Source organism: Flavobacterium sp. TSSA_36 (assembly GCF_051547165.1).
Lineage (GTDB): Bacteria > Bacteroidota > Bacteroidia > Flavobacteriales > Flavobacteriaceae > Flavobacterium.
In genome coordinates this window covers 236,187-259,721 of record NZ_JBPTTP010000002.1, presented here as the reverse complement: position 1 = coordinate 259,721, position 23,535 = coordinate 236,187, and the positions used below count along the sequence as shown (strand labels likewise).

Genomic DNA, 23,535 nt, shown 5'->3' with positions numbered 1-23,535 from the left:
AGTTAGAAATTAGAAGTTAGCAATTAGAGGTGAGAGGTGTAGGGGTGAAATTGTCTACCGCTTTTCGAACGCTTCCGTATTTGGCTAATAATTCGGATGCTTTTTCGTAGGATACGGGTATTTCTTGCATGATCATCTTTACTCCACGATCCACTAATTTGGCGTTGCTCAATTGCATGTCGACCATTTTGTTACCTTTTACTCTTCCTAATTGAATCATGGTTGAGGTGGTAATCATGTTTAATGCTAATTTTTGAGCAGTTCCCGCTTTCATTCTTGAGCTTCCGGTTACGAACTCAGGTCCAACAATTACTTCAATTGGAAATTTGGCAGTTTGTGATAAAGGGCTCCCTGCATTACACGAAATACTTCCTGTGCTAATGCCGTTTTCATTGCATTTTTGCAGCCCACTAATTACGTAAGGTGTGGTTCCAGAAGCGGCTATCCCAATTACTACATCCTTAGAATTGATCTTGTGTTCCATTAAATCAATCCAAGCTTGCTCAGGATTGTCCTCGGCGTTTTCTACAGCATTTCGAATGGCTTGATCGCCACCTGCAATGATTCCTATAACAAGATCTGCCGAAACCCCAAAAGTGGGTGGACATTCTGAGGCATCCAATATGCCTAATCTACCAGAAGTTCCAGCTCCAATGTAAAAAAGTCTCCCTCCAGATTGAATTTTAGTTACTATTTCACTCACTAAATTTTCAATTTGTGGTATTGCTTTCGCAACGGCTAAGGGTACAGTTTCGTCTTCTTTGTTAATGCTAGTTAAAATCTCTGTTAAAGACATTTTTTCTAGGTTATCATAATTCGATGGTTGCTCTGTTGTTTTTATAAACGCCATGACTAATTTTTGAAAATTGAAGGCATCAAAGATAGTAAAATTTAGTAGTGAAATAGGGGTCGCAATACGATAAAATAGTGTGCCAATGAAAATGAAAGTACCTGCGAATTTCGTTACTGCAGCAATGCAATAACGATTAATAAAATTCAGTTGGAAATAGCATTAATGCTTTATTGATATCATGTAGAGATTACAACTATGAACTTTCAGTGTATTGCGCTTTAATTTCTAAACATGTAACACCGCAGATTCGCAGATTTTAAAAGATGGCTATGTATAATAATTTGCGAACCTAAGATTAAAATAAATTCGAACCTTATAGCCTTTGAGTTTGGTCAACAAAACCTATGAACTCTCAGTCTTTAGTGGTTTAGTTCAATTATGCAACTTTTATGATTGCAGGATCTTTTGCTGAGGATGCTGTTAAGGTGTTATGTAAACGTTCGGCCATATTTTCAATACTATCTGAAATGGAACCGCAAATCAGATCCATTCGTTTTTGCTTTTCTTCTCTTACGGCTACTAATATTTTGTCCACAAGAAAATCGTCATATTTTTCAGCTATTGAATCATGAGTGTTGGTGATTCTGATTACATATTCGTTGCCGAAAACTGTAACTCGGATATGGTGTTCTTCATTACTCAAATAATATTTTCTTCCCAATTCATCACAATGGATATCAGTAGTGTTTCTTTTTAATAATTCTGTGATGATACCATAAATATGACTTTCGGTTTTTGAAAATTCTCTGGATTTTTTTTGAAACAAACTAAACATAACAAACAGTATTTAAATTAGTTACAGCTACATTTGATTAGTAAGAAATAATTGAATGACTATGAAAAAAGTAGTTTTGATTCCCAATTTGATTTCAAAGAAAATTCAAATACGGCATACCATCAAAAAAATCAGTTCAATAGCTAATTGTTCAGATGAAATGCTTTTTGTTGAATGCTTAATGGTCTGTTACAGAAATATTTATAGTACTATGGCTAATAAAATTCCCAATACAATCATGGAAATTTTAGCTACGTTGAATTTGTGTCCTTCGCTGCTTTCGAAAATGATAGTGGAAGAAATATGAAACAGAATTCCGATGACTATAGCGGTAATTTCGGTAGTGTATTGTTGTAATTCGGGGCTGTAGTCTGAAGCCAAGGTTCCAAGAGGAGTCATCATGGCGAACGTTAACATGAAGACAAAAATTACTTTCGGGTTGAGTTGTGCTTGGGCGAAAAAAGTGCTCAGAATAATTGCAATGGGTAAATGATGAATGGCGATTCCGATGGCTAAATCGTGATGATGTCCCACCGGGAATCCTTCTAAAAAAGCATGAATACATAGACTTATAAACAATAGCCAAGGCATTTGTTTCATTTTTTCATGCCCATGAACGTGTCCGTGTTCGGCTCCTTTTGAAAAAAATTCCAAAACAATTTGAAATAAAATTCCTGTCATAATAAAGAGACCAATGGAGGTATTTTTTGTAGCATACACCTCAGGTAAAAGATGAATAACGGTAATGGATAGTAAAAAAGAGCCACTAAATGCCAATAAAAGTTTTAAATTGGATTTATTTTTGGGTTGGAAGACCAATGCCAAGACATAGCCCAGGATTACTGCGATTAAAGGCAAAAGGTAATTCATTTTTTATTGTATAGATTAAAGTTGAATATTGGTTCAGGGCGTTCGCTTTTAAAAGTTTCGCCACGAATTACACGAACAAACACTAATTGTGACTATTTATATTTCACGAATTTTTAAAAACAAATTGAATTAGTGTAATTCAAATTTAAGTTCGGTAAAAAATTAGTGACAATTGGTGTAATTCGTGGCTAGCTTTTTTAAATGCGAACGCCCTGATATTGGTTGTTTTTTGAAGTAAACTTCCAAAATTATTTAAAAATCATAATTAATCGTTCACTATTTGTGTTGTGAAATTTTTTGAGTTGGTAATCCCCAAAAATATCCAGCAAGTAGATCCCTGCTTCCTCCATCATATTTTCGAAATCTTTCAAACTAAAAGCGCTCACTTTTTCGGTGAAATGATATGATTCTCCGTGATGTTCAAAAGAAATTTCTTTGTAAATATGTCTTTCTTTTAGATATCTTTTGATGTGAAAATCGATTTGATCTACCGTTTTGATTTCTTCAGGTACTAAGGTTTCGATTACTTGATTTACATTCATGAAGTCAATGACTGCAAATCCGTTTTCAGATAAGCTTTCTTTGATGGCTCTTAAGGTTTTCAAATTATCAACCTCATCTTCGAAATAACCAAAACTGGTAAATAAATTGAAAATCGCATCAAATTTTTCTGAAAAAGGTTCGCGCATGTCATGTACTTCAAATGATAAATTTGTAGTACTGTTTTTACGAGCTTCCGCAATGCTGTTTTCGGATAAATCAGCACCCAAGACATGGTAACCGAGTTGACTTAAATAAATAGCATGTCTACCCTTACCACAGGCTAAATCTAGGACTTTTGCCTTTTCGGGTAAATTGAGATATTGCGTCAGGTTATCCATGAAAACTTGCGCTTCTCGATAGTTGCGTTCTTTGTAGAGTATGTGATAGTACGGAGAATCGAACCAAGAAGTAAACCAATTTTTGGTAGTAAGCTCTCGGTTGTGTATGACGGTTTTTGGGTCTTCAGACATTTATTCGTTTTCAATTAATTTGAGTCCGGCAAATTTAGTGTATTTTTGCAGAAAATATACTATTTCAAACCGTTTGGAATTTGGTATTTAATTATAGGAATTTAGCTTACGATGGAGAATTTTAAAATGATAGCCAAAACCTTTTTTGGTTTTGAGGAAATATTGGCTAAAGAGCTGCGACAATTAGGCGCTCAAGAGGTAGAGCAAGGCATTAGAATGGTGAGTTTTAAAGGCGATAAGGGATTTATGTACAAGGCTAATTTGTCTTTACGTACTGCTTTAAAGGTGTTAAAACCCATTTATTCTTTTAGAGCTACAAATGAAGCCGCTTTATATAAAGGTATTGCTGGTGTGAATTGGTCAAAATATATCAATGCTAATCAAACCTTTGTGATTGATGCTACGGTGCATTCGGAGCATTTTAATCATTCCGAGTTTGTGTCTCAAAAATGTAAAGACGCCATTGTGGATCAATTTAGGGAGCGTACTGGGCAACGTCCTAGCATTGACAAAGTTTTCCCTGATTTACGAATTAATATTCATATCGGTAAGGACCAAGTTTCGGTGGCACTCGATACTTCTGGAAATTCGTTACACCAACGGGGTTACAGAACGGCTACGAATATTGCTCCTATTAATGAAGTTTTAGCAGCGGGTATTTTATTATTATCAGGTTGGGAAGGACAAGGTCATTTCTTGGATCCGATGTGTGGTTCTGGAACCTTTTTAGCGGAAGCTGCCATGATTGCTTGTAATATTCCGGCTAACATCAACCGAAAAGAATTTGCTTTTGAAAAATGGAAAGATTGGGACAACGAATTGTTTGATCAAATCATGGATAGTTTGTTGAAAAAAGTAAAAGAGTTTCATTATACGATAAAAGGTTATGACAAAGCGCCAAGTGCGGTTCAAAAAGCCAAAGACAACATTCGTAATGCCAATTTAGACGAATACGTTTCGGTTTTTGAAGACAACTTTTTTGATACCGAGAAAACTACTGAAGGTAAATTACATATGGTATTCAATCCGCCTTATGATGAGCGATTGGATATTCATATGGAGGAATTTTACAAAAACATTGGCGATACTTTGAAGAAAAATTATCCAGGTACCAATGCGTGGTTTATTACCGCGAACTTAGACGCTTTGAAATTTGTAGGTTTAAAACCCTCTCGAAAAATCAAATTGTTTAATGCTAGTTTAGAAGCACGTTTGGTGAAATACGAAATGTATGAAGGAAGTAAAAGAACTAAGTTTCAAAGTCCCCTCACTCCTGAAGGGGAAGTATAATGTTCTCCATAAAGCTTATTTAATTTAAAAACCTATTTACTCCTAATAGGATATACCCCTCAAGGGGATAGGGGGTTGAAATGACAAAATTACAAGTACGAGCATTTTTATATCAATTGGGTTGTTTTGCTATATTATTTATTGGTTTTCGCTATTTGGTAGCTCGATTTACCCCTTTGACTGATTTTTGGATACCGTTAACTGCTTTTGTGGTAGGAACTATTTTGTCTCCTAAATTTCAAGCGGCTAAAACCAAAGACGGCGAAAAACTATTCATGTCTTGGATTTTTTTAAAAGGCATTAGAGAAATAGGATAATTTTTTTGCAGCAACTAAGCCCTAAACAAAAATAGGCCTTTGATCGATGGATCTTGGGCCTTTTTTTGTTTCAATACTTATCATCAAAGTCGGTTTTTTATTCTTTGTTACTTTTTCTTAAAGGGTTTAGTAATAATTTTCTTTTACAATAATTTCAATTGGAATAGGAATCACCTCCTTGTTTTCTTCTTGGCTTGCCTTTTTTTTATAGAGGAATTGAATGGCTGAATATCCCTGTTCTTCTGGTTTTTGATGGATAAGAAAATCGATTCGCTCCTTCTGCAGGTACTCGATATTTTCTTTTAATAGTTCGTGCCCAATTAATTTTACAGAAGTAATATGGTGTTGTTCAAAAAAACGAGCCACGAAATGCACTCTTGAATTGGGAACATATACTGCATCTATACCCTCAAATAATGACGGGGCGACAACTTCTTTGGATTCAATTATGCTATTGGTTTCGAATAAAGTAAAGTTGTGATTGGCTTTTTTTTCTTTAAAATAATCGCGAAAACCTTGTATTCTCTGGATAAATACATTGTTTCTATTGGTGTTTTCGTTGATGCTTTTGAGTTTAAGAATTAGAATGTGTGCATTAGGTTGTAATCCATACCCTGTCAGTTTTCCTGCGAGATACCCACTTTTATGGGAGTCTTGACCCACATAAAAAACATTTTTTAGTCCAGGTAAGTTGGAATCAATTAAAACAATTGGGGTATTTTTTTCTTGGTATTTTTCTAAAAATGATCGTGCGGCTTCTTGAAAAATTGGGGCTAACACCAAACCATCGTGATCTGCTATTAGTATTTGTTGCGCCGCTTGAACAAAGGCGTCTTCATTAAAGTCAAAAAAGTAATATTCTAAGGCTACTCCCATAATGGTCAATTCTTGGGCTGCTTTTTGGATACCGTTTAAAGGTGCTTTCCAGTATTCAATCGTATCACTTTTGGGTAAAAAAACGGCAAATCGATACTTTTTGTTCAGTGCCAAATTACTAGCCATTACATTTTTTACATAACCATATTCATTTATGATTGCCTGTACTTTTTCAATATTTTCAGGAGTTACCTGACCTCTATTATGAATAATACGGTCTACGGTGCCAACGGACACTTGAGCAAGTTCAGCTATTTTTTTGATAGTGATGATAAGGTAGTTATTTTGAATTTAAGCGGTAAAGTTACTTTTTATTTGCATAGAAAAACTTTTTTATATTTTTTTTATAAAAGGTTGGCTAGGAACTAAATTTAGGTATATTTGTATTACGTGTGCGCACACGAATACGATAAATATGACAAAAAAAATAATTACACTAGGTGAAGTTTTGATGCGATTGACCCCGCCAAATGGTTTGAAATTAGAACAAACGTCGACATTTGATCTTGGATTTGGAGGTGCTGAAGCCAATGTTGTGGCTTCTTTAGCTAGGTTGGGTTGGCATACACGATTGATCACAGCATTGCCTCCATCTGTTATAGGTGAAAAAGCTTTACGAACACTTCAACAAAGCGGAATTGAAGTAGCAAATCAAGAGTTGGATGGTAGAATGGGTTTGTATTATTATGAACCCGGATTTTCTTTGCGTTCTGGAAAAGTAATCTATGATAGGGAGTTTTCTGCTTTCGCTACTCTAAAAGTAGGCGTAATCAATTGGCATTCGATTTTTGAAGACGCGACTGGGTTTCATTGGTCAGGAATTACGCCTTCCTTGTCTATTGATTTAGCTTGTTTATGTAAAGAAGCTTTAGAAGTGGCTCAAGAGTTGGGGCTGACCATATCAGCCGATTTGAATTACAGGCCGACTTTATGGAATTACGGGATGAAAGCATATGAAATCATGCCCGATTTGGTGCAGTATTGCGATGTGTTATTAGGAGGGATAGAAGATTCTGAACCTGTATTAGGCCTACCTGTTGAAGCTTGTACTTCCGATCAAGAGGTGTTTCAGTTGTGGCAACAAAAATTTCCAAAACTGAAAATAATTACGACTACCAAGCGATGGAATGCCAACGCTACTTCAAACGACATCAGTGCTTTATTATGGGATGGAACCATACTTTATGAGTCCAAAAGTTATAGTATTTCGCCTATTGTTGATCGGATAGGTGCTGGGGATGCTTACATGGCCGGATTACTGCATGGAATTAATAAGTGGTCAGATTCTCCTCAAAAAGCAGTTGATTTCGCCATAGCGGCAAGTGCTTTAAAGCATACCATAGTTGGAGATTTTAACTGGGCTACCGAAGCAGAAGTTTTAGCCGTTTTGCATGGCGCCTCAGGGAGTCGAGTGGCTAGATAATAGTAATGAATACTACACTAATGAATACAAAAGATAACATAATCAACACCATCCTTGGGCAAGGAATGTTGCCTCTTTATTATCATGAGGAGGCAGAGATTTCAATAGCAGTGCTACAAGCCTTATACCGATCAGGTATTCGGGTGGTTGAATATACAAGCCGAGGCGATAGGGCAAGGCATAATTTTAAAGAGCTGTTGCAAGTGCGCAATGATAGCATGCCTGATTTGTTTATAGGAATTGGGACCATGAAAAATTTGCAACAGGTTCGAGACTATTTGGCTCTTGGAGCAGATTTTTTTATCAGTCCTGGTTTTCTACCAGAGGTGGCTTCTTTCCTTTTCGGAAAATCGGTTTTGTATGTTCCGGGTTGTATGACGCCCACCGAGATTATTTCCGCAGAAAACGCAGGTATGACATTGATTAAATTATTCCCTGGTAACTGCATCGGAACCGATTTTTTGATCGCGATTAAAGACTTGTTTCCTGGAATTGCATTCATGCCAACGGGTGGAGTAACCACAAATAAAGAAAATATTGAGGCTTGGTTCACAGCAGGGGTAAGTGCTGTTGGAATGGGAAGCCAATTAATAAGTAAGGACTTAATGAATAGAAAAGAATTTACTGCCCTTGAGCAGGCAACCAGAAAAGTAGTAGAAACCATTCATACCATTAAAACAAGTAAATGAAAACAGTAGTAATAACAGGAGCAGGAGGTATTCTGTGTGGTACTTTGGCAAAAGCTTTAGCCCAACATGGTTATCAAATAGCCGTATTGGATTTGAAAAAAGAAGCGGCGGATGCCATCGCTACCGAAATTAATGCAGCAGGAGGAAAAGCGATTGGATTTGTAGCCAATGTGTTGGAAAAAGAATCGTTGGAAGCGGCCAGAAAACAAATTAATGTACAATTAGGCACTTGCGATATTTTAATCAACGGGGCTGGAGGAAACCATCCTTTGGGAACAACCTCTCAGTCGTTCTTGCATGAAGAAGATCTTCTTAACACCACCGAGGGGTTTAAGACTTTTTTTGATTTGGACGCTGAGGGCATTTCGTTTGTTTTTAACCTCAACTTCATCGGGACATTATTGCCTACCCAAATTTTCTCTAGAGATATGATTGGGAAAAAAGAGTGTAGTATCTTGAACATTTCTTCCATGAATGCTTTTACTCCTTTGACAAAAATACCAGCATATAGTGGGGCAAAAGCGGCCGTTTCCAATTTTACGCAATGGTTGGCGGTACATTTTTCTAAAGTAGGTATCCGAGTTAATGCTTTGGCACCCGGATTTTTCTTGACGGATCAAAACCGAAGTTTATTAACCCATTCTGATGGGGCTTTAACTCCAAGGGGAACCACCATTATTGCGCAAACCCCAATGGGACGATTTGGCGAACCCGAGGATTTAATCAGCACTACTCTTTATTTATGTGATCCTGCTTCCTCTTTTGTAACTGGAGTAGTCATTCCAATTGATGGCGGTTTTAGTGCATATAGCGGCGTTTAATCATTCAATACTAAAAAAATTATGGAACAAACATGGAGATGGTACGGGCCTAATGATCCCGTTCAATTAGCCGCTGCAAAACAAGCTGGCGCAACAGGTATTGTAACCGCATTACATCACATTCCCAATGGTCAGGTTTGGGAGGTGGATGAAATCATGAAACGAAAAAAAGAAGTTGAGGCCGCTGGATTGACCCTCTCGGTTATTGAAAGTATTCCGGTACATGAGGAGATTAAGAAAAGATCGGGTCACTATTTACACTACATTGAAAATTACAAACAAAGTATCATCAATTTAGCCGCCTGCGGAATACATACGGTTTGTTATAATTTCATGCCTGTTTTGGATTGGTCTAGAACTGATTTATCGTATGAAATGCCGGATGGTTCTAAAGCTTTACGATTTGATGTAACCGAATTTGCGGCATTTGAATTGTTTATTCTAAAAAGACCAGGAGCAGAAAGTACCTATACGGCCTCTCAAAGGACACAAGCCAAAGCTAGATTCGAACAACTCTCTGAAGCCGATACAATTAAATTACAACACAATATTATTGCAGGCTTACCAGGAGCGGAAGAGTCTTACACCGTTTCGGATTTCTTAAAAGTACTTCAGGGGTATGAAGGTATTGACGCCAATGCGTTAAAAGAAAATCTCTTTTATTTTTTAAGAGAAATTATACCTGTAGCCGAAAGTGTGGGGGTTAAAATGGCCATTCATCCGGATGACCCACCGTATTCCATTTTAGGATTGCCAAGGGTGGTGAGTACTGAGGCTGATTTAAAGGAAATATTAAGTGTGGTCGATTCTCCTTCAAATGGATTTTGTATGTGTACGGGCTCGTATGGTGTACTGGCCGAAAATGATTTAGCAGGCATTATTGATCGTCATGGCGCTAAAATGAATTTTATCCACTTAAGGAGTACACAACGAGACGCAGCTGGTAATTTTTTTGAAGCGAATCACTTGGAAGGCGATGTGGATATGTATGCTGTGGTTAAATCAATTCTGAAAAAGCAAAAAGAAACAAATAGATGCATCCCAATGCGTCCTGATCACGGGCATCAAATGTTAGATGATTTGAATAAAAAGACCAATCCTGGATATTCGGCCATTGGGCGTTTAAGAGGTTTGGCGGAATTAAGAGGCTTAGCCATGGGAATTGAGAAAAGTTTATTTTAGAAAAAATGACGGCAAAAAATATAATTACGGATGATTTTTTACTGCATACGAATGCCGCCAAAACATTGTATGTGGACTACGCTAAATATCAGCCTATTTTTGATTATCATAGTCATTTGTCTGCCAAAGACATTGCAGAAGACCGACAGTTTGATAATTTAACTCAGATTTGGTTAACAGGCGATCATTATAAGTATCGAGCGATGCGTGCTAATGGTATTGACGAACATTTTATAACAGGTAACGCTAGTGATTTTGATAAATTTCACAAATGGGCGGCAACGGTTCCTTATACGCTTCGCAATCCTCTGTATCATTGGACGCATTTAGAACTAAAGCGCTATTTTGATATTGAGGAAGTACTCAATACCGACACTGCGGCAAGTATTTATGCTAAAGTTGGAGATTTACTACAACAGAAGGACTATAGTGTTCAGAATTTATTACGAAAAATGAATGTTTGCTTTATCGGCACGACAGACGACCCGATAGACGATTTACAATACCATCAAAAACTGCAGGAACAAGGATTTGAAATTCAGGTGCTTCCCTCTTTCAGACCCGATAAAGCGTTGCAGCTTACTAATGAGGGCTTTTTGGAGTGGATAGCTCAACTAGAACAAGTTGTTGGATATGCCATAACTTCTTATGAGAGTTTAGTAAAGGCTTTACATGAAAGGCATACTTATTTTCATGAAGTAGGCTGTCGAATTTCAGATCATGGTCTTTCTACGCTGTATTTTGAAAAGACCACTTCAAATGAGGTATCAAAAATTTTTAAAAAAGCCATGCAGGGCGAACATTTATCCAAAAAAGAAATAAGAAAATACCAATCGGCACTACTTATTGCCTTAGCAGAAATGAATCATTCGAAAGGTTGGGTGCAACAGTTTCATATTGGCGCTATTCGCAATACTAACCAAATGATGTGGCAATCTATTGGTGCAGATCAAGGGTTTGATTCTATTGGCGATTTTTCTTTTGCCCCGGCTTTGAGCGGTTTTTTTGGAGCATTAAGTGCTACTAAAAGTTTAGCTAAAACCATCGTGTACAACTTGAATCCTAAAGACAGCGAAATGATGGCGACGATGCTGGGGAATTTCAATGATGATGGGCAAATTGGAAAAATGCAATATGGAGCAGCCTGGTGGTTTTTGGATCAAAAAAAAGGAATAGAAAATCAAATCGATGTGCTGTCTAATTTTGGGTTACTATCTCATTTTGTGGGTATGGTCACTGACTCAAGAAGTTTTCTTTCTTTTCCTAGACATGAATATTTTAGAAGAATCCTCTGTAATCTTTTGGGGGAAGAAATGGAAAAAAAAGAATTACCTATGGACTTTACAATGGTCGGTGCCTTAGTATCTTCTATTTGTTATCACAATGCAGCTCGTTATTTTAATTACAAAAGAATTTAATACAGTATGGAAGTTAGCGAAATAAGTATTGGTGACAATGCAAGTCAAGCCATCACAAAAGCAACAGCAGTTAAAGGTAAATACCGATGGACCATTTGTGGGATGTTATTTTTTGCCACAACGATTAACTATTTGGATCGTCAAGTGCTTTCTTTAACTTGGAAGGATTTTATAGCCCCTGAGTTTCATTGGACCAACAATGATTACGGAAATATAACGGCTTTGTTTTCTATATTTTATGCCTTATCGATGTTGTTTGCAGGGAGATTGGTGGATCGATTGGGCACTAAAAAGGGATTTATTTGGGCTATAGGAATATGGTCGTTTGGTGCTTGTTTGCATGCTTTTTGTGGTATCATCACCTCAGGATGGATTACGGGTATTTGGCAATTTAGCTTTCAAGCTTCTAAAGCGAGTCTCAAAACCGTGGGAGATACTGGGCTGGTTGTTTCAGTTAGCGTGACTTTGTTCATACTTTCACGTTGGGTGTTAGCGTTGGGGGAAGCAGGTAATTTTCCAGCTGCAATCAAAGCTACGGCAGAATATTTTCCCAAAAAAGATCGTGCTTTTGCGACTAGTATTTTTAATTCAGGCGCTACTATTGGCGCACTGGTAGCTCCGGTTTCTATTCCTTTTATTGCCGAAGCGTACGGATGGGAAATGGCTTTTGTCAGTATTGGCCTCTTGGGATTTGTTTGGATGCTCTTTTGGCATTTAATGTATGAAAAGCCAGAAAAAAACGGGAATATCACCAAGGAAGAACTAGCCTATATCCAACAAGATGAAAAGGAAATTAATGGTAGTCCTGACCAAAATGCGGAACACGCTCGCTTGTTTTCCATTGGAGACTGTTTCCAATATCGGCAAACTTGGGCTTTTATCATGGGAAAACTATTGACCGATGGCGTTTGGTGGTTTTTCTTGTTTTGGACCCCCGCTTATTTGAGTTCAGTCTATAAAATGGAGGCGGCAGCAGCGGCATTTCCTTTATTTGTTCTTTATTTGATTACTTTGCTTTCTATCCTAGGAGGCTGGTTGCCGACATACTTTGTCGAAAAAAAAGGCATGAACCCTTATGAAGGCAGGATGAAAGCCATGCTGATTTTTGCTTTTTTTCCTGTATTGGCTTTGTTTGCACAACCTTTAGGACACTTTACGTATTGGATACCGGTGGGTATTATTGGCATTTCTGGGGCGGCGCATCAAGCTTGGTCGGCTAATATTTTTACGACTGTTGGTGACATGTTTCCCAAACATGCCATCGGGACCATTACAGGTATTGGTGGTTTGGCTGGCGGAATTGGAGCAACAATTATCAATAAAGGCTCAGGCTTACTTTTTGATTATACTGAGGAAAAGCAACTTGTTTTGTTTGGTTTTAAAGGGATCGAAGCAGGGTATTTTATTATATTTTCTCTCTGTTCTGTAGCGTACCTTTTAGGGTGGGGAATCATGAAACTATTGGTGCCCAAATATGAGCCTATAGTGTGTTAAGTTGGGCTAAAAAGTGGCTAACTCGACACTTGAAATCCTCCATATTGTTTATGTGATAAGAACATAGCTGATGAAGGTGTAATAGGTTCTCCCGCTATGAATCGGGACAGACTATACAACAGGAGTTTAGTTCATGGGGTATTATTTGTTTTGATATACAATGATTTAAAATCATTGTTCGTACTATGTTCGCAACGAAGCATCTAATTGTTAGTACTAGTTTTTATTCTTCGGTTAGGAATTCTGAAATCTGTTTTGAACATATCGGGAATTTTATTTTTCATTACATCCCAAACGATGGCATAATTAACTCCCAAATAGTCATGAATTAATCTGTCTCTCATTCCAGCCATATTTTTCCATTGAATTGTATTCCATTTTACTTTGATATCGGCAGGGATTTTCTTTGTAGCTTCTCCAATAATTTCTAAACTTCTAACGACAGCACGTTTCAAAGTTTCGTCTTCTAAGAAATCTTCATATACCAATTTTTCACTAACAGAAATTATGTGTGAGCATTCGTCTTGAATATGTCTTAGATATTCTTTCGGCTCTTTAGACATATTGAACTTCATTTAAGATTTTCGGACCGATATACGTACTTAGCCCATTTTTTGTTACAAGCTCGATTTTTTCATTTTTGAATATTTTTTCGAATAAATCGTAAACAGCCATATAATTGTCAAAGTTTTCTTTTTCAGGTTCAAAATCAATTAGTAAATCTATATCACTTCCACTTTACTGTTCATTACGAATGTACGAACCAAATAAACCAACATTTCGAATGCCAAATTTAGAAAGCTTTAACTTATTAGCTTTCAGTGTTTTCAATATGTCATCTTTAGTGGTCATTTGAAACTTTTTATTCAAATATACAAAAGTTTGTCTTTTGAAAACTAGTGTTAACATCAGTCTCTGAAAAAACTTCTATTACATTGCGAATAAACATACCAAAATCTTTTATTACAACAAGTTTTTTCTTGTTTTTACGGCACAATACCACCAAGTAATTTCTCAACTGCAACTACAAATAAGTAGTTCAGAGGGCAAAATCATTCTTAAAATCTAGCTCGTTTTATTGAAGTTGTTGCTTCACTGTAACTAAGAACCAAATCCCTGTGAAAATTATTTTAGGGGTAAGGCCACTGATGCTCCAAAGTGACGAATACACTTGAAAAGCAAACCGCTAGCACTCCACAAAAAAGTGGTTAACTCGCCTCTTGAAATCCCCTCTATTTTTTTTACGATAAGTGGGTAGGTTGGCGGATGTGTAATCGGTTTCGTTCAACACGGGTTTCATTGTTCGGCTTGCAGCTGCAACGAACTCTAGTGGTTAGGTGCAATTATTTTTAGCGTAGTTTTAAATTATTTGAATTTCACCCAACGGGTAATTTATTACTATAGGGTTAGTTCAGTTTCTATTGCATTCTACCTCTTACTGCGAAATGCAGTTGCCAATGATCAATGAGATTCTACTTTCAATCTGTAGCAAAGGCATTTGGACGAATTGTATCTCCCATTTCAAATTCTAAAGTGCCTCCTTCAACTATTGCTTTGTGATTAAAAAAGGGTGTAGGTAAGACTTCGTTGTTGAGTTTTGCCGACTGGATGTATTTGTTTTGAGGACTATTGTTTTTGGTTTTGATGGTAAAATAGCGCCCTGGAGTCAGTGCAATGGATACTTCATCAAAAATAGGGCGACTGATGGAATATTCAGGGTTTCCCGGGCAAAAAGAATAGAAACCCATGGCATTCAACACATACCATGCTGACATTTGGCCACAATCTTCATTCCCGGCAATGCCATTGGGGTCATTAAAGTACAAATTTTTCAGAATACTATCGGTGAGGTTCTGTGTTTTCCACGGTTCTCCTACAAAGTTGTACAAATGGGTTATATGATGACTTGGTTCGTTGCCGTGTGCATATTGTCCGATTAATCCCGAAATGTCTTCAGAAACTTTACCTCCGGTTAATTCAGAACTGCTAGAAAACAAGCGGTCAAGATTGGTAATAAAAGAATTTTTACCTCCCATCAATGCTATTAAATTGGCTACATCGTGAGGGGCAAACCAAGTCCACTGAAAGGCATTTCCTTCTGTATAGTCGTTGGCATTGTGCATAGAAAATTGAGGATCAAAGGGAGTTCTCCATGTACCCTCTGTATTTTTACCTCTCATAAAACCGGTTGTTTTATCATAATATTGGGTGAATCGTTTGGAGCGTTCCATGAACTTCTGATAGTCTAATTTTTTTCCAAGTTCTTTGGCAATTTGAGCGATGCACCAATCATTGTAAGCGTACTCTAATGCTTTGGAAACCGATTGATTTTCTAAATTGGATGGAATAAATCCGTACATTTCATTGTACAATTTGGCTTTTGGCATGAGTCTTCGCTCTACGTCTTCAGAAGGGAAAAGTATCCCTGTTCTGGAGTAATTGGCTGAACCTACCATGGCTTTATAGGCTTTAGAAAGATCAAAGTTTTTAATTCCTTTTTGGTAAGCATCGGTTATTAAAGAAACGGCATGGTATCCAATCATGCAACCTGTATAATTGGATTCTAATTCCCACATCGGCAAAACGCCACCTTCTTCATATTTTAGCAGTAAAGAATGGATGAAATTGGCTGCTATTTCTGGATCGGTTATGGTTTTTAAGGGGTTGTTTCCTCTAAAGGTATCCCATAATGAAAAAACGGTATACACGGGCTTTCGTTTCGTTTTTTTAATTTGTTTGTCCATTCCGAGATATCTAAAATCGACATCATTGGCTAGGTTTGGACAAATTGAAGTATGGTACAAGGCCGTGTAAAAAATGGTTTTTTCATTGTCAGTGCCACCTTTAACTTTGATTTTACTTAATTCTTTTTCCCATAACGCATAGGCTTTTTGTCGAATAGATTCAAAATTCCAAGAAGGGATTTCTGATTGTAAATTGCGTTTAGCTCCTTCATTGTCCACCGAAGAAATCCCTACTTTGGCGAGGACTTCTTCTCCTTTTTGAAGGTCAAAATACAAGACAAGTTGTAGGTTTTTGGAATGCGCTTTGGTTGCGGGAGGTACTACTTTCCCGTTTTCATAAAAAGTGGCTTTGAAAGGCTTATTGAACTTGGCGTGAAAAAAAACTTGTTGTGCTTCGGCCCATCCGCCTGATTTTTTGAATCCTTGAATTTCGTGGTCATTCAAAATACGAATTTCGTGTTCCGGATTTTTATCTGTAAAGATTGTGTGCGCCAAATCAATGATTATCCCTGAAGGCCCATTTTTGGTGTAAGTGTACTTATGAAAACCGGCTCTTGAAGTGGCGGTTAATTCAGCTTTTATACCGTATTTCTTTAAGAAAACAGCATAATATCCCGGAGAGGCTTTTTCATCACTATGGCTAAATTCCGAACGATATCCTACAGTAGTGTCTTCTGAAGTACCCGGTGTGACTTGTACATTTCCCGAAAAAGGCATCCATAAAATATCCCCTAAATCGCCAATGCCTGTGCCACTTAAATGCGTGTGAGAAAAGCCAATAATTGAGCTGTCAGAATAATGATAACCACTGCTAGCATCCCAGCCCTGTGTCCGCGTGTCGGGGCTTAATTGTACCATGCCATAAGGTACGGTGGCGCCAGGAAAGGTATGGCCATGTCCTCCCGTACCAATAAATGGGTTTACATATTTTGCGTAGTCTTGTGATTGTACGGAAAGGGCAGGAGCGATTAGGATTCCTGAATACAGTAAAAATGAAAGGATAAGGTTGTGGAAAAGGGTTTTCATAGGACGCTTTTTATTAGACCACAAATAAAAGCAGCGCCACTTAATTTGGACTTAAATTCTACTTAACAACAACATAATTAAGGATTAATATAAGTCCGGATAGTAATTTTTATACCAAACACGGCAATGTATGCTATAAGTATTGCATAGGAAGTTTTTTTTGAGAAATATCCCAACGTTTACGATTTTCATAGACAAGAAAGGTATGAAGTTATAGCATTTCTATTCAAACTTTGCTGGTTGGCTAGTACTTTTTTGGCTATATTCTGCATTCAAACATCGAATTGTGTTGACGATGTATTTATATTAGTTTTCAGCGAATTCCATCAAAAACGGGGTGTTTCGTTAGGGCACTAAACGATGTCTTTGAAGGCGACATTGAATTTTGCCTCTAATAAATGATGGTATTCTCTGCAAAAATCATCATACGATTGCTTAGATAGACTTTTTTTTCCCATAGCATACAAGGATTTGCATTTGATGATAATGGCTTCCTCATTTAAGGGGTCAAAATTTAAAATACGGTTGGCTATGAGTTCCAATAATTGCAAATTGCTTTGATTTTTCGACAGGATTTCCAAGGCTTCAATAATGTTGTTTGCGATGTCTACTTTAAAAGGATCAATCCATTCATTTTGAAAATCCGGACAAATTTCGCCCGCTTCGATGAGTTTTAACAATGGTGCGATTTCACTCTCGTCTAAAGTGTTGTTTTTAATTTTTGGAATCAGACTAGCCACATAAAAATAATCACAAAAAACCTCCTCTTCAAAATGAATTGACCAATAGTTGTTTTCATTTTTAATTTCAATATTTCCAATTTTTTCAAGCAAAATTTTAAGTTTGCTCAGATTTACATTACGATTGTTTCGGGCACTATTTTCGGTTTTGTCCTGCCATAAATTTTCGATCATTTTATGGGAACTCACTCCTTTTTGACTTTTTGTTTTGGATAAGAGGATCAACAAAAAGAGTTGTTTTAAAGTAGGAGTAAACTGGGCCGAGATGTCTTTGCCTTCTTGATCAAAAACCTCAAATCCTCCAAACAAGTAAATGGCAGATTTTTTTATTTTAGTATAAGCAATTTCAGCAATTGGTTCCACTGACGGTGATACGATCTGTTCTTTTTCTGCTTGTATGACTTGCTTAGACTCGATTGAGGTTTCAGCAGGTGCTGTTTTTAGCTTCTTTTTTTGGAGATAAATGTAACTGCCCCCACCCGCAAAGCCAAGGAAGATAATAGCTATAAAAAGTGGGAAGCTCCAAGGAGTTGCTTCTTCCTGAAACACCTCTTTGGCTAGTAAAGGGGGGTAAGCGAGCGAGTGAAGGTTTGCTTTGTTTTCGTTAATTGTAATGGCATAAAGACTGGCCGTATTGGTATCAAGCCATAAACTAGCATTTGATTTTATATCTAAAAACTGATAGGGGAAGGCTTCAGGAAACAGGGTCATCTCAAACTGTTTAATACCAAAACGAGCCAATCTAACTTGTGTATTAAAAGTGTTGTTGTTGTACAGTAAAGCGTAGAAATGTTGTTTGTTGTTGTCTACTACTAGAGAACTTACAGGTACAAAAGGAGCGTTTTCTATAGTCGTTTTTTTCCAAAGTTTATGCACTTTGAAGTCTGAAAACGACACTTGATATAAATCGTAAAAATGATGACTATTCACTGCTTGACTACCTGAAGTACTTCCAAAACCTCCAAAAATCAAAAAAGAATCTTTGTTGTATAAGGCTGCAGCACTTAAGTATCTCGGCTCAATCGCTTTTGTTTTGTTGGTTTTCCAGGTGTTACTTTTTAGGTCTAAAGTGTGAAAAGCATTTTTGTAATTATAATGACCATACCCGCCAAAAGTGATGAGGTTTCCTGAGTTTGGATCAATCATTTTGTTGTGATGCCATAAATCTGGCTCCGAACAAACTGTGGTGTTTTCAGACCAAGACGCTGTTTTGAAATCGAAACGAGAGAGGATGCCTTTTTGATAGGAATATGACCAGATTTCTTTTGTGGCTTGGTTATAAATAAACGTATTATCAAGGCAAGGATACGGATTGTTCGTGTAATTGAGTGTGTCTAATTCTTGATTTTTGATGTCAAAAGTATAGACAGCCTTGGTATCAATAAAGAAAATTTTACTGTTCGTATCATCGAAAGTGGAACCTAGCAGATGGTCAAACGAGAGACTTTTTACGGCGCTCCATTTCAAATGTTGATCTAAAAGCCATTTTGGATTCAAAGTGGTGGCTTCGGCCTTGTTGATTTCGTCATAGACCGCATTATTTTTCAAATGTTTTCCTAAAACCCAATTATAGGCTAATTTTTTGTCTTCGAAGATTTTAACGTGTTTCAGACTCATCGGGCACACATCAGTGGTATTGAAGTTGGTCAGGTTGCTTTTGCCAAAAACAATGTCGTACGAATCAATGTGGGATAATGTGGGTACTTTTTTTACTTTCTTAATTCCATTAATCGCTAAGGAAATCGTGCTGTTTTTGGGGTTTAGGGATAAATCGAAAGTATTCCATTGTTTTGAAATAGAGGGAATTTCGTTCCATTTAAAGGCGTGAACAATGGTGTTGTTGACCACTAATACAAAACTTGGAGACTTAGTATTATTGGCACCGTCAAAACTGCAAATCAAATCGATATTAAATTCTTTATTCCCTAGAATTTTAACAATATTACCATAGTAGCCCTCTTTTTTTCTAAAGCTGACTTCAAATTGTAACTCAAATCCATTAGTAAAGGTAAGGGGCTTGGTAGGAGACAAAACTAAGGAGGTGCGTTTGTCTTGTATTACCTCTCTTGAGGTAAAGAATAAGCCATCTGCAAACGTTTCTTGTGCGTTTGAATGGATAAAATGAAAGGTTATAAGAAGTAACGAGAGTAGTGTTTTTTTCATCGATTTGGAAAACAGATTTTTAATTTAACAAGTTAAATAGTTTGGGTTTTTTAATAAAATTAGGTGTTTAGACGATGATTCCATTCTGCGAATATAAATCAATTTTTAAATTTTCTATAAAAATTTATGCTTAAATGTGCATAATATTTAAATCCTAATACTGTAAAAAAAGGGGCTTTGATATCTTCTTTTTTTTAGTATAGTTGTTAAAGAATTAAAAGTAATTGATGAAATAGGTAACCTATTGGAAATCAATTTTGTGTTCAAAAGCAATATTGTTTTCAATGGCCTATTTTTTTTTGCAGCTACAGAAACCAGGCTAAATTATGAGGTGGTAGAAATGGGTATAGGTGATATGTTTTTTTTTATTTCCGTAAAAACAGTGCTGCTATTTTTTGTTTTTATCAAAATAGGACCACTTTAAAATGGAAATAGGAATTTTTTTTTCATTAATGAAGTTATTAATGGTTTATTAATCGATTATTTACTGTTTATTATTTTAAAATTAAGACCTCGAGGTGTTCTTTGCTAAATAAATAAAAAAAAAGAAATCAATTATTAATCTAGCAAAAGAGCCCACATGACAAAAACGATTAAACAGGACTAACCGACTATTTTAAAGTATCAATTTATGATTTAAAAATTTATGAGACAATTAATGAAACCAAAACCAAAACCAAGCAAAAGGACTATTAGGGGGTTAAAAGCCTTTCTTAGCTTACTCCTTGTAACTAGTTTTACAACTATTTATGCACAGAACGATAAACGAGAAAGTTTAATCACGCTTTCCGGAAAAGTAGTAGATGCTTCTAATTTACCCATACCCGGTGCGAACATTTCAGCTATGGGCACAAAAGTGAACACTATCACTGATTTTGATGGTAAGTTTGTATTTAAAATCCCAGTTACTACTGCTTCTATCCAAGTGAGTAGCCTTGGGTATACAAGTGTAGTTAAAAAGCTTACTTCAGAAAGTTTTGTTGCCATTACATTACTAACAGAATATAAAAATTTGAACGAAGTAGTGGTTGTGGGATATGCCAAGCAAAAAAAGGAAACCATCACGGGATCGGTTTCTAACATTAAAGGAGCGGCTATTCAAACGACCACCTCTTCAAGTATAGCGCAGAAACTTCAAGGTAAAGTAGCGGGACTTAACATTCGTCAGAATTCAGGACAACCCGGGACTTTTGATAACTCCATAAATATTAGAGGATTTGGAAATCCTATCTATATTATTGATGGTGTTAGACGTGGTAGTGGTGATGAATTTCAGCGAATCAATGGAAATGACATTGAGAGTATCTCAGTTTTGAAAGATGCTTCAGCGGCCATTTATGGATTAGGAGCCGCCAATGGGGTTATTTTAATTACCACTAAAAAAGGAAATAAAGGCAAAACTACTTTCGAATATAGCTCGTTTATCGGATTTACCTCGCCAACTGATATTCCTACCATGATGAATGCTGGGCAATATGCAGAGATTTTTAACGATGCACAAATTAACCGACCGTTAGGAGGGGTTCCATTTTACACTAAAGAGGAGCTTCAAAAGTATCGTATTGGTGCACCGGGATATGAAAGTACTGACTGGTATGATACTGCTATCAAATCAACCGCCATGCAGAAACAACAAAATCTTTCCGCATCCGGAGGTAATGAAGACATTAATTACTTTATCGGATTAGGGTATGTGAATGAAGAAGGCTTATTAAAAAGTAATGATATTGGATATGAGCGTTTCAACTTAAGATCTAATCTAACAGCAAAATTGACCAAAAACATTGAAGCGCAATTGTTAATTGGAGGCCGATATGATTTCAAAAAACAACCTGGGGATAGTTTCTTTAACATCTTTAAAGGTACCCGTTCTAGTGTGCCTATCGACCGTCCTTTTGCGAATAATAATCCTCTTTATCCCGGGGTAGTAACGCCAGGAAATCAAAATCCTGCGGTGTTAGCTGATCGCGATATTACCGGATATGGTGAGGAGGTATATAGAAATTTACAGTCTACTTTAGCATTAACTTATACAGTACCTTTTATTAAAGGGATGTCTATCAAAGGTTCAGCGTCCTATGATGCTAATAATTTTGTAGCCAATACACTCTCTAAATCCTATACGGTCTATACTTATGACAAAGTGTTAGGAATTTACAAACCGATTCAAATGCGTGCAGGAACGGGAAGTATTTCTTACAGAACGAATAACAGTAATTCAACGACTTTACAAGGTTATATTAACTATAAGCCGGAGTTAAATGAGAACCATCATGTAAGCACCGTACTTGTCGTAGAAGAAAATTTGTTCAACAAACAGGATGTTTCTCTTAAAAAATTATACAAAGATTTTTATACTAAAGATGAAATCCGTTATGCCGATCAATTAGGCCAAGAAAGTGATGGTATCCGAAGTGAATCTGCTGATTTATCCTATATTGGAAGAGTCAATTATGATTACAAAGGCAAATATTTATTAGAATTAGCAGGACGTTACATGGGATCGTATCGCTATTCTCCAGAAAACCGTTGGGGGTTTTATCCCATGGGTTCTTTAGGATGGGTAGTTTCTAAAGAGAAATTTATGAATACCGAGGAAAGTTTTCTTTCTAATTTAAAAATTCGAGGTTCCTATGGTGTAACCGCGCAACCTGAGGGCGATCCATTTCAATACATCAATGGTTATACACTAGGGACAGGGGGATCGTATGAGTTTACCGATGGTACTTTGATCAACGGAGTAGGTACGCCTGTTCCCGCTAATCCTAATTTGACGTGGATGACAGCTTCTACTGCCGATATAGGAATTGATGTAGGGTTATGGAAAAATAAACTGACTTTAACGGCGGATGTTTTTGACCGATTGGTAGAAGGTATTCCTGCAAAGGTGAGTGTGGCTTTGCCCAATACCTACGGAGGCGTATTGCCTCAAGAGAATTTGAATAGTAATCGTACTCAAGGTTTCGAATTGGAATTAGGTTATAAAAATAACGATCATGCTTTCAAATATGATGTGTCTGGAAACTTTACTTTTTCAAGAACGATGAACAAACATGTCGAGGGAGAAGCGTTTACCAATTCTATGCAGCGTTATTTGAACCAAAAAGGGCATCGTTGGAACGATTTTGAAACAGGATATGTTTATGCAGGACAATTTCAAAACGAACAAGAAATTTTAAATGCGGCCCTACAGAATGGAGCTAACGGAAATATCAACAGAGAGTTACCGGGTGATTTTAAATATGAAGATTTAAATAACGATGGTATCATTGACGGTCAAGACCAAAAACCTTTATTCTATAATTCGTCTCCTAAAATGTTTTTTGGTTTGAATATTAATGCTAGTTATAAAGGATTTGATTTTAATATGCTGCTACAAGGTGCGGCTCGTTATACTTTGAGATTTGATGGCGTTTATGGACAAGTGTTGGCTTTTAATGGCGGAAACTCTCCAGAATATTTCTTTGATAGATGGCATAAAGAAGATCAATTTGATCCGAATAGTGCTTGGGTACCCGGAAAATGGCCGGCAGCAAGGTTATTGGCTGATGTAGGTGGTATTTACAAAGAAAGTTCGGTGTGGCGCAAAAATGCTTCTTATGCGAGATTGAAAAGTGTGGAGTTTGGCTATACTTTCAATAGTAAAGAACAATTTATGAAAGATCTTGGACTTACAAAATTGCGCTTTTTCGCCAATGGTTTTAACTTATTTACTCTAGCTGATAAGTTCGTGAAGCCTTTTGATCCAGAAAAAATAGAAGGAGATACCAATGCAGGATTTACTTATCCTATTTCAACTACTTACAATTTTGGCGTTAACGTTAGTTTTTAATACAAAATA

At 36.7% G+C, this 23,535-nt stretch carries 17 protein-coding genes; 9 read left to right on the top strand and 8 right to left on the bottom strand.

The window, feature by feature from the left end:
• Window positions 1–16 precede the first annotated feature (16 nt).
• The 4 genes from murQ to ACSVH7_RS05285 form a co-directional block, all read right to left on the bottom strand.
• A complete protein-coding gene (gene murQ, locus ACSVH7_RS05300) occupies window positions 17–850 on the bottom strand; it encodes an N-acetylmuramic acid 6-phosphate etherase (protein ID WP_438065649.1) in 834 nt (277 codons plus the stop codon).
• Between the two features lie 379 nt (window positions 851–1,229).
• Entirely contained in the window at window positions 1,230–1,628 is a 399-nt protein-coding gene (locus ACSVH7_RS05295) for a hypothetical protein (RefSeq protein WP_438065648.1), read from the bottom strand.
• A gap of 201 nt (window positions 1,629–1,829) precedes the next feature.
• The gene (locus ACSVH7_RS05290) at window positions 1,830–2,498 is read right to left on the bottom strand and encodes a ZIP family metal transporter (protein WP_438065647.1); all 669 of its coding nucleotides are present in this window, start codon (window positions 2,496–2,498) and stop codon (window positions 1,830–1,832) included.
• 248 nt (window positions 2,499–2,746) lie between these two features.
• A complete protein-coding gene (locus tag ACSVH7_RS05285; protein ID WP_438065646.1) occupies window positions 2,747–3,511 on the bottom strand; it encodes a class I SAM-dependent DNA methyltransferase in 765 nt (254 codons plus the stop codon).
• A gap of 111 nt (window positions 3,512–3,622) precedes the next feature.
• On the opposite strand from ACSVH7_RS05285, the gene ACSVH7_RS05280 reads away from it, so the two are divergent.
• Together ACSVH7_RS05280 and ACSVH7_RS05275 are read left to right on the top strand one after the other, a co-directional pair.
• Entirely contained in the window at window positions 3,623–4,801 is a 1,179-nt protein-coding gene (locus tag ACSVH7_RS05280; RefSeq protein ID WP_438065645.1) for a THUMP domain-containing class I SAM-dependent RNA methyltransferase, read from the top strand.
• A gap of 80 nt (window positions 4,802–4,881) precedes the next feature.
• Entirely contained in the window at window positions 4,882–5,118 is a 237-nt protein-coding gene (locus ACSVH7_RS05275) for a hypothetical protein (RefSeq protein WP_438065644.1), read from the top strand.
• A gap of 126 nt (window positions 5,119–5,244) precedes the next feature.
• On the opposite strand, the gene ACSVH7_RS05270 is transcribed toward ACSVH7_RS05275, so the two are convergent.
• The gene (locus ACSVH7_RS05270) at window positions 5,245–6,249 is read right to left on the bottom strand and encodes a LacI family DNA-binding transcriptional regulator (protein ID WP_438065932.1); all 1,005 of its coding nucleotides are present in this window, start codon (window positions 6,247–6,249) and stop codon (window positions 5,245–5,247) included.
• Window positions 6,250–6,409: 160 nt separating this feature from the next.
• Between ACSVH7_RS05270 and ACSVH7_RS05265 the strand changes: the two genes are divergently transcribed.
• From ACSVH7_RS05265 to ACSVH7_RS05240, 6 genes are all read left to right on the top strand, one after another.
• Window positions 6,410–7,417, top strand: coding sequence for a PfkB family carbohydrate kinase (locus ACSVH7_RS05265; RefSeq protein WP_438065643.1), 1,008 nt, complete (start codon window positions 6,410–6,412; stop codon window positions 7,415–7,417).
• Window positions 7,418–7,437: 20 nt separating this feature from the next.
• Complete coding sequence (locus ACSVH7_RS05260; RefSeq protein WP_438065642.1) at window positions 7,438–8,106, top strand: bifunctional 4-hydroxy-2-oxoglutarate aldolase/2-dehydro-3-deoxy-phosphogluconate aldolase; 669 nt, start codon at window positions 7,438–7,440, stop codon at window positions 8,104–8,106.
• Window positions 8,103–8,927 (top strand): SDR family oxidoreductase, encoded by an 825-nt coding sequence (locus ACSVH7_RS05255; RefSeq protein ID WP_438065641.1) that lies wholly within the window; start codon window positions 8,103–8,105, stop codon window positions 8,925–8,927. Before ACSVH7_RS05260 ends, ACSVH7_RS05255 begins: the two co-directional genes overlap by 4 nt.
• A gap of 21 nt (window positions 8,928–8,948) precedes the next feature.
• Window positions 8,949–10,109: a mannonate dehydratase gene (gene uxuA / locus ACSVH7_RS05250; RefSeq protein WP_438065640.1), complete on the top strand. Its 1,161-nt coding sequence runs from the start codon at window positions 8,949–8,951 to the stop codon at window positions 10,107–10,109.
• Between the two features lie 5 nt (window positions 10,110–10,114).
• Entirely contained in the window at window positions 10,115–11,527 is a 1,413-nt protein-coding gene (gene uxaC, locus ACSVH7_RS05245; protein ID WP_438065639.1) for a glucuronate isomerase, read from the top strand.
• Window positions 11,528–11,629: 102 nt separating this feature from the next.
• Window positions 11,630–13,021 (top strand): MFS transporter, encoded by a 1,392-nt coding sequence (locus tag ACSVH7_RS05240; RefSeq protein WP_438065931.1) that lies wholly within the window; start codon window positions 11,630–11,632, stop codon window positions 13,019–13,021.
• Window positions 13,022–13,224: 203 nt separating this feature from the next.
• Here ACSVH7_RS05240 and ACSVH7_RS05235 read toward each other — a convergent pair whose 3' ends face one another.
• From ACSVH7_RS05235 to ACSVH7_RS05225, 3 genes are all read right to left on the bottom strand, one after another.
• Window positions 13,225–13,584, bottom strand: coding sequence for a HepT-like ribonuclease domain-containing protein (locus tag ACSVH7_RS05235; RefSeq protein WP_438065638.1), 360 nt, complete (start codon window positions 13,582–13,584; stop codon window positions 13,225–13,227).
• Window positions 13,585–14,499: 915 nt separating this feature from the next.
• Window positions 14,500–16,791 carry a GH92 family glycosyl hydrolase gene (locus tag ACSVH7_RS05230; protein WP_438065637.1) on the bottom strand — a complete coding sequence of 764 codons (2,292 nt, stop codon included), beginning with the start codon at window positions 16,789–16,791 and terminating at the stop codon, window positions 14,500–14,502.
• A 353-nt stretch (window positions 16,792–17,144) separates the two neighbouring features.
• Window positions 17,145–19,694, bottom strand: coding sequence for a Kelch repeat-containing protein (locus ACSVH7_RS05225; protein WP_438065636.1), 2,550 nt, complete (start codon window positions 19,692–19,694; stop codon window positions 17,145–17,147).
• A 646-nt stretch (window positions 19,695–20,340) separates the two neighbouring features.
• Between ACSVH7_RS05225 and ACSVH7_RS05220 the strand changes: the two genes are divergently transcribed.
• On the top strand, window positions 20,341–23,526 hold the full coding sequence (locus tag ACSVH7_RS05220; protein ID WP_438065635.1) for a SusC/RagA family TonB-linked outer membrane protein: 3,186 nt from the start codon (window positions 20,341–20,343) through the stop codon (window positions 23,524–23,526).
• Window positions 23,527–23,535 lie beyond the last annotated feature (9 nt).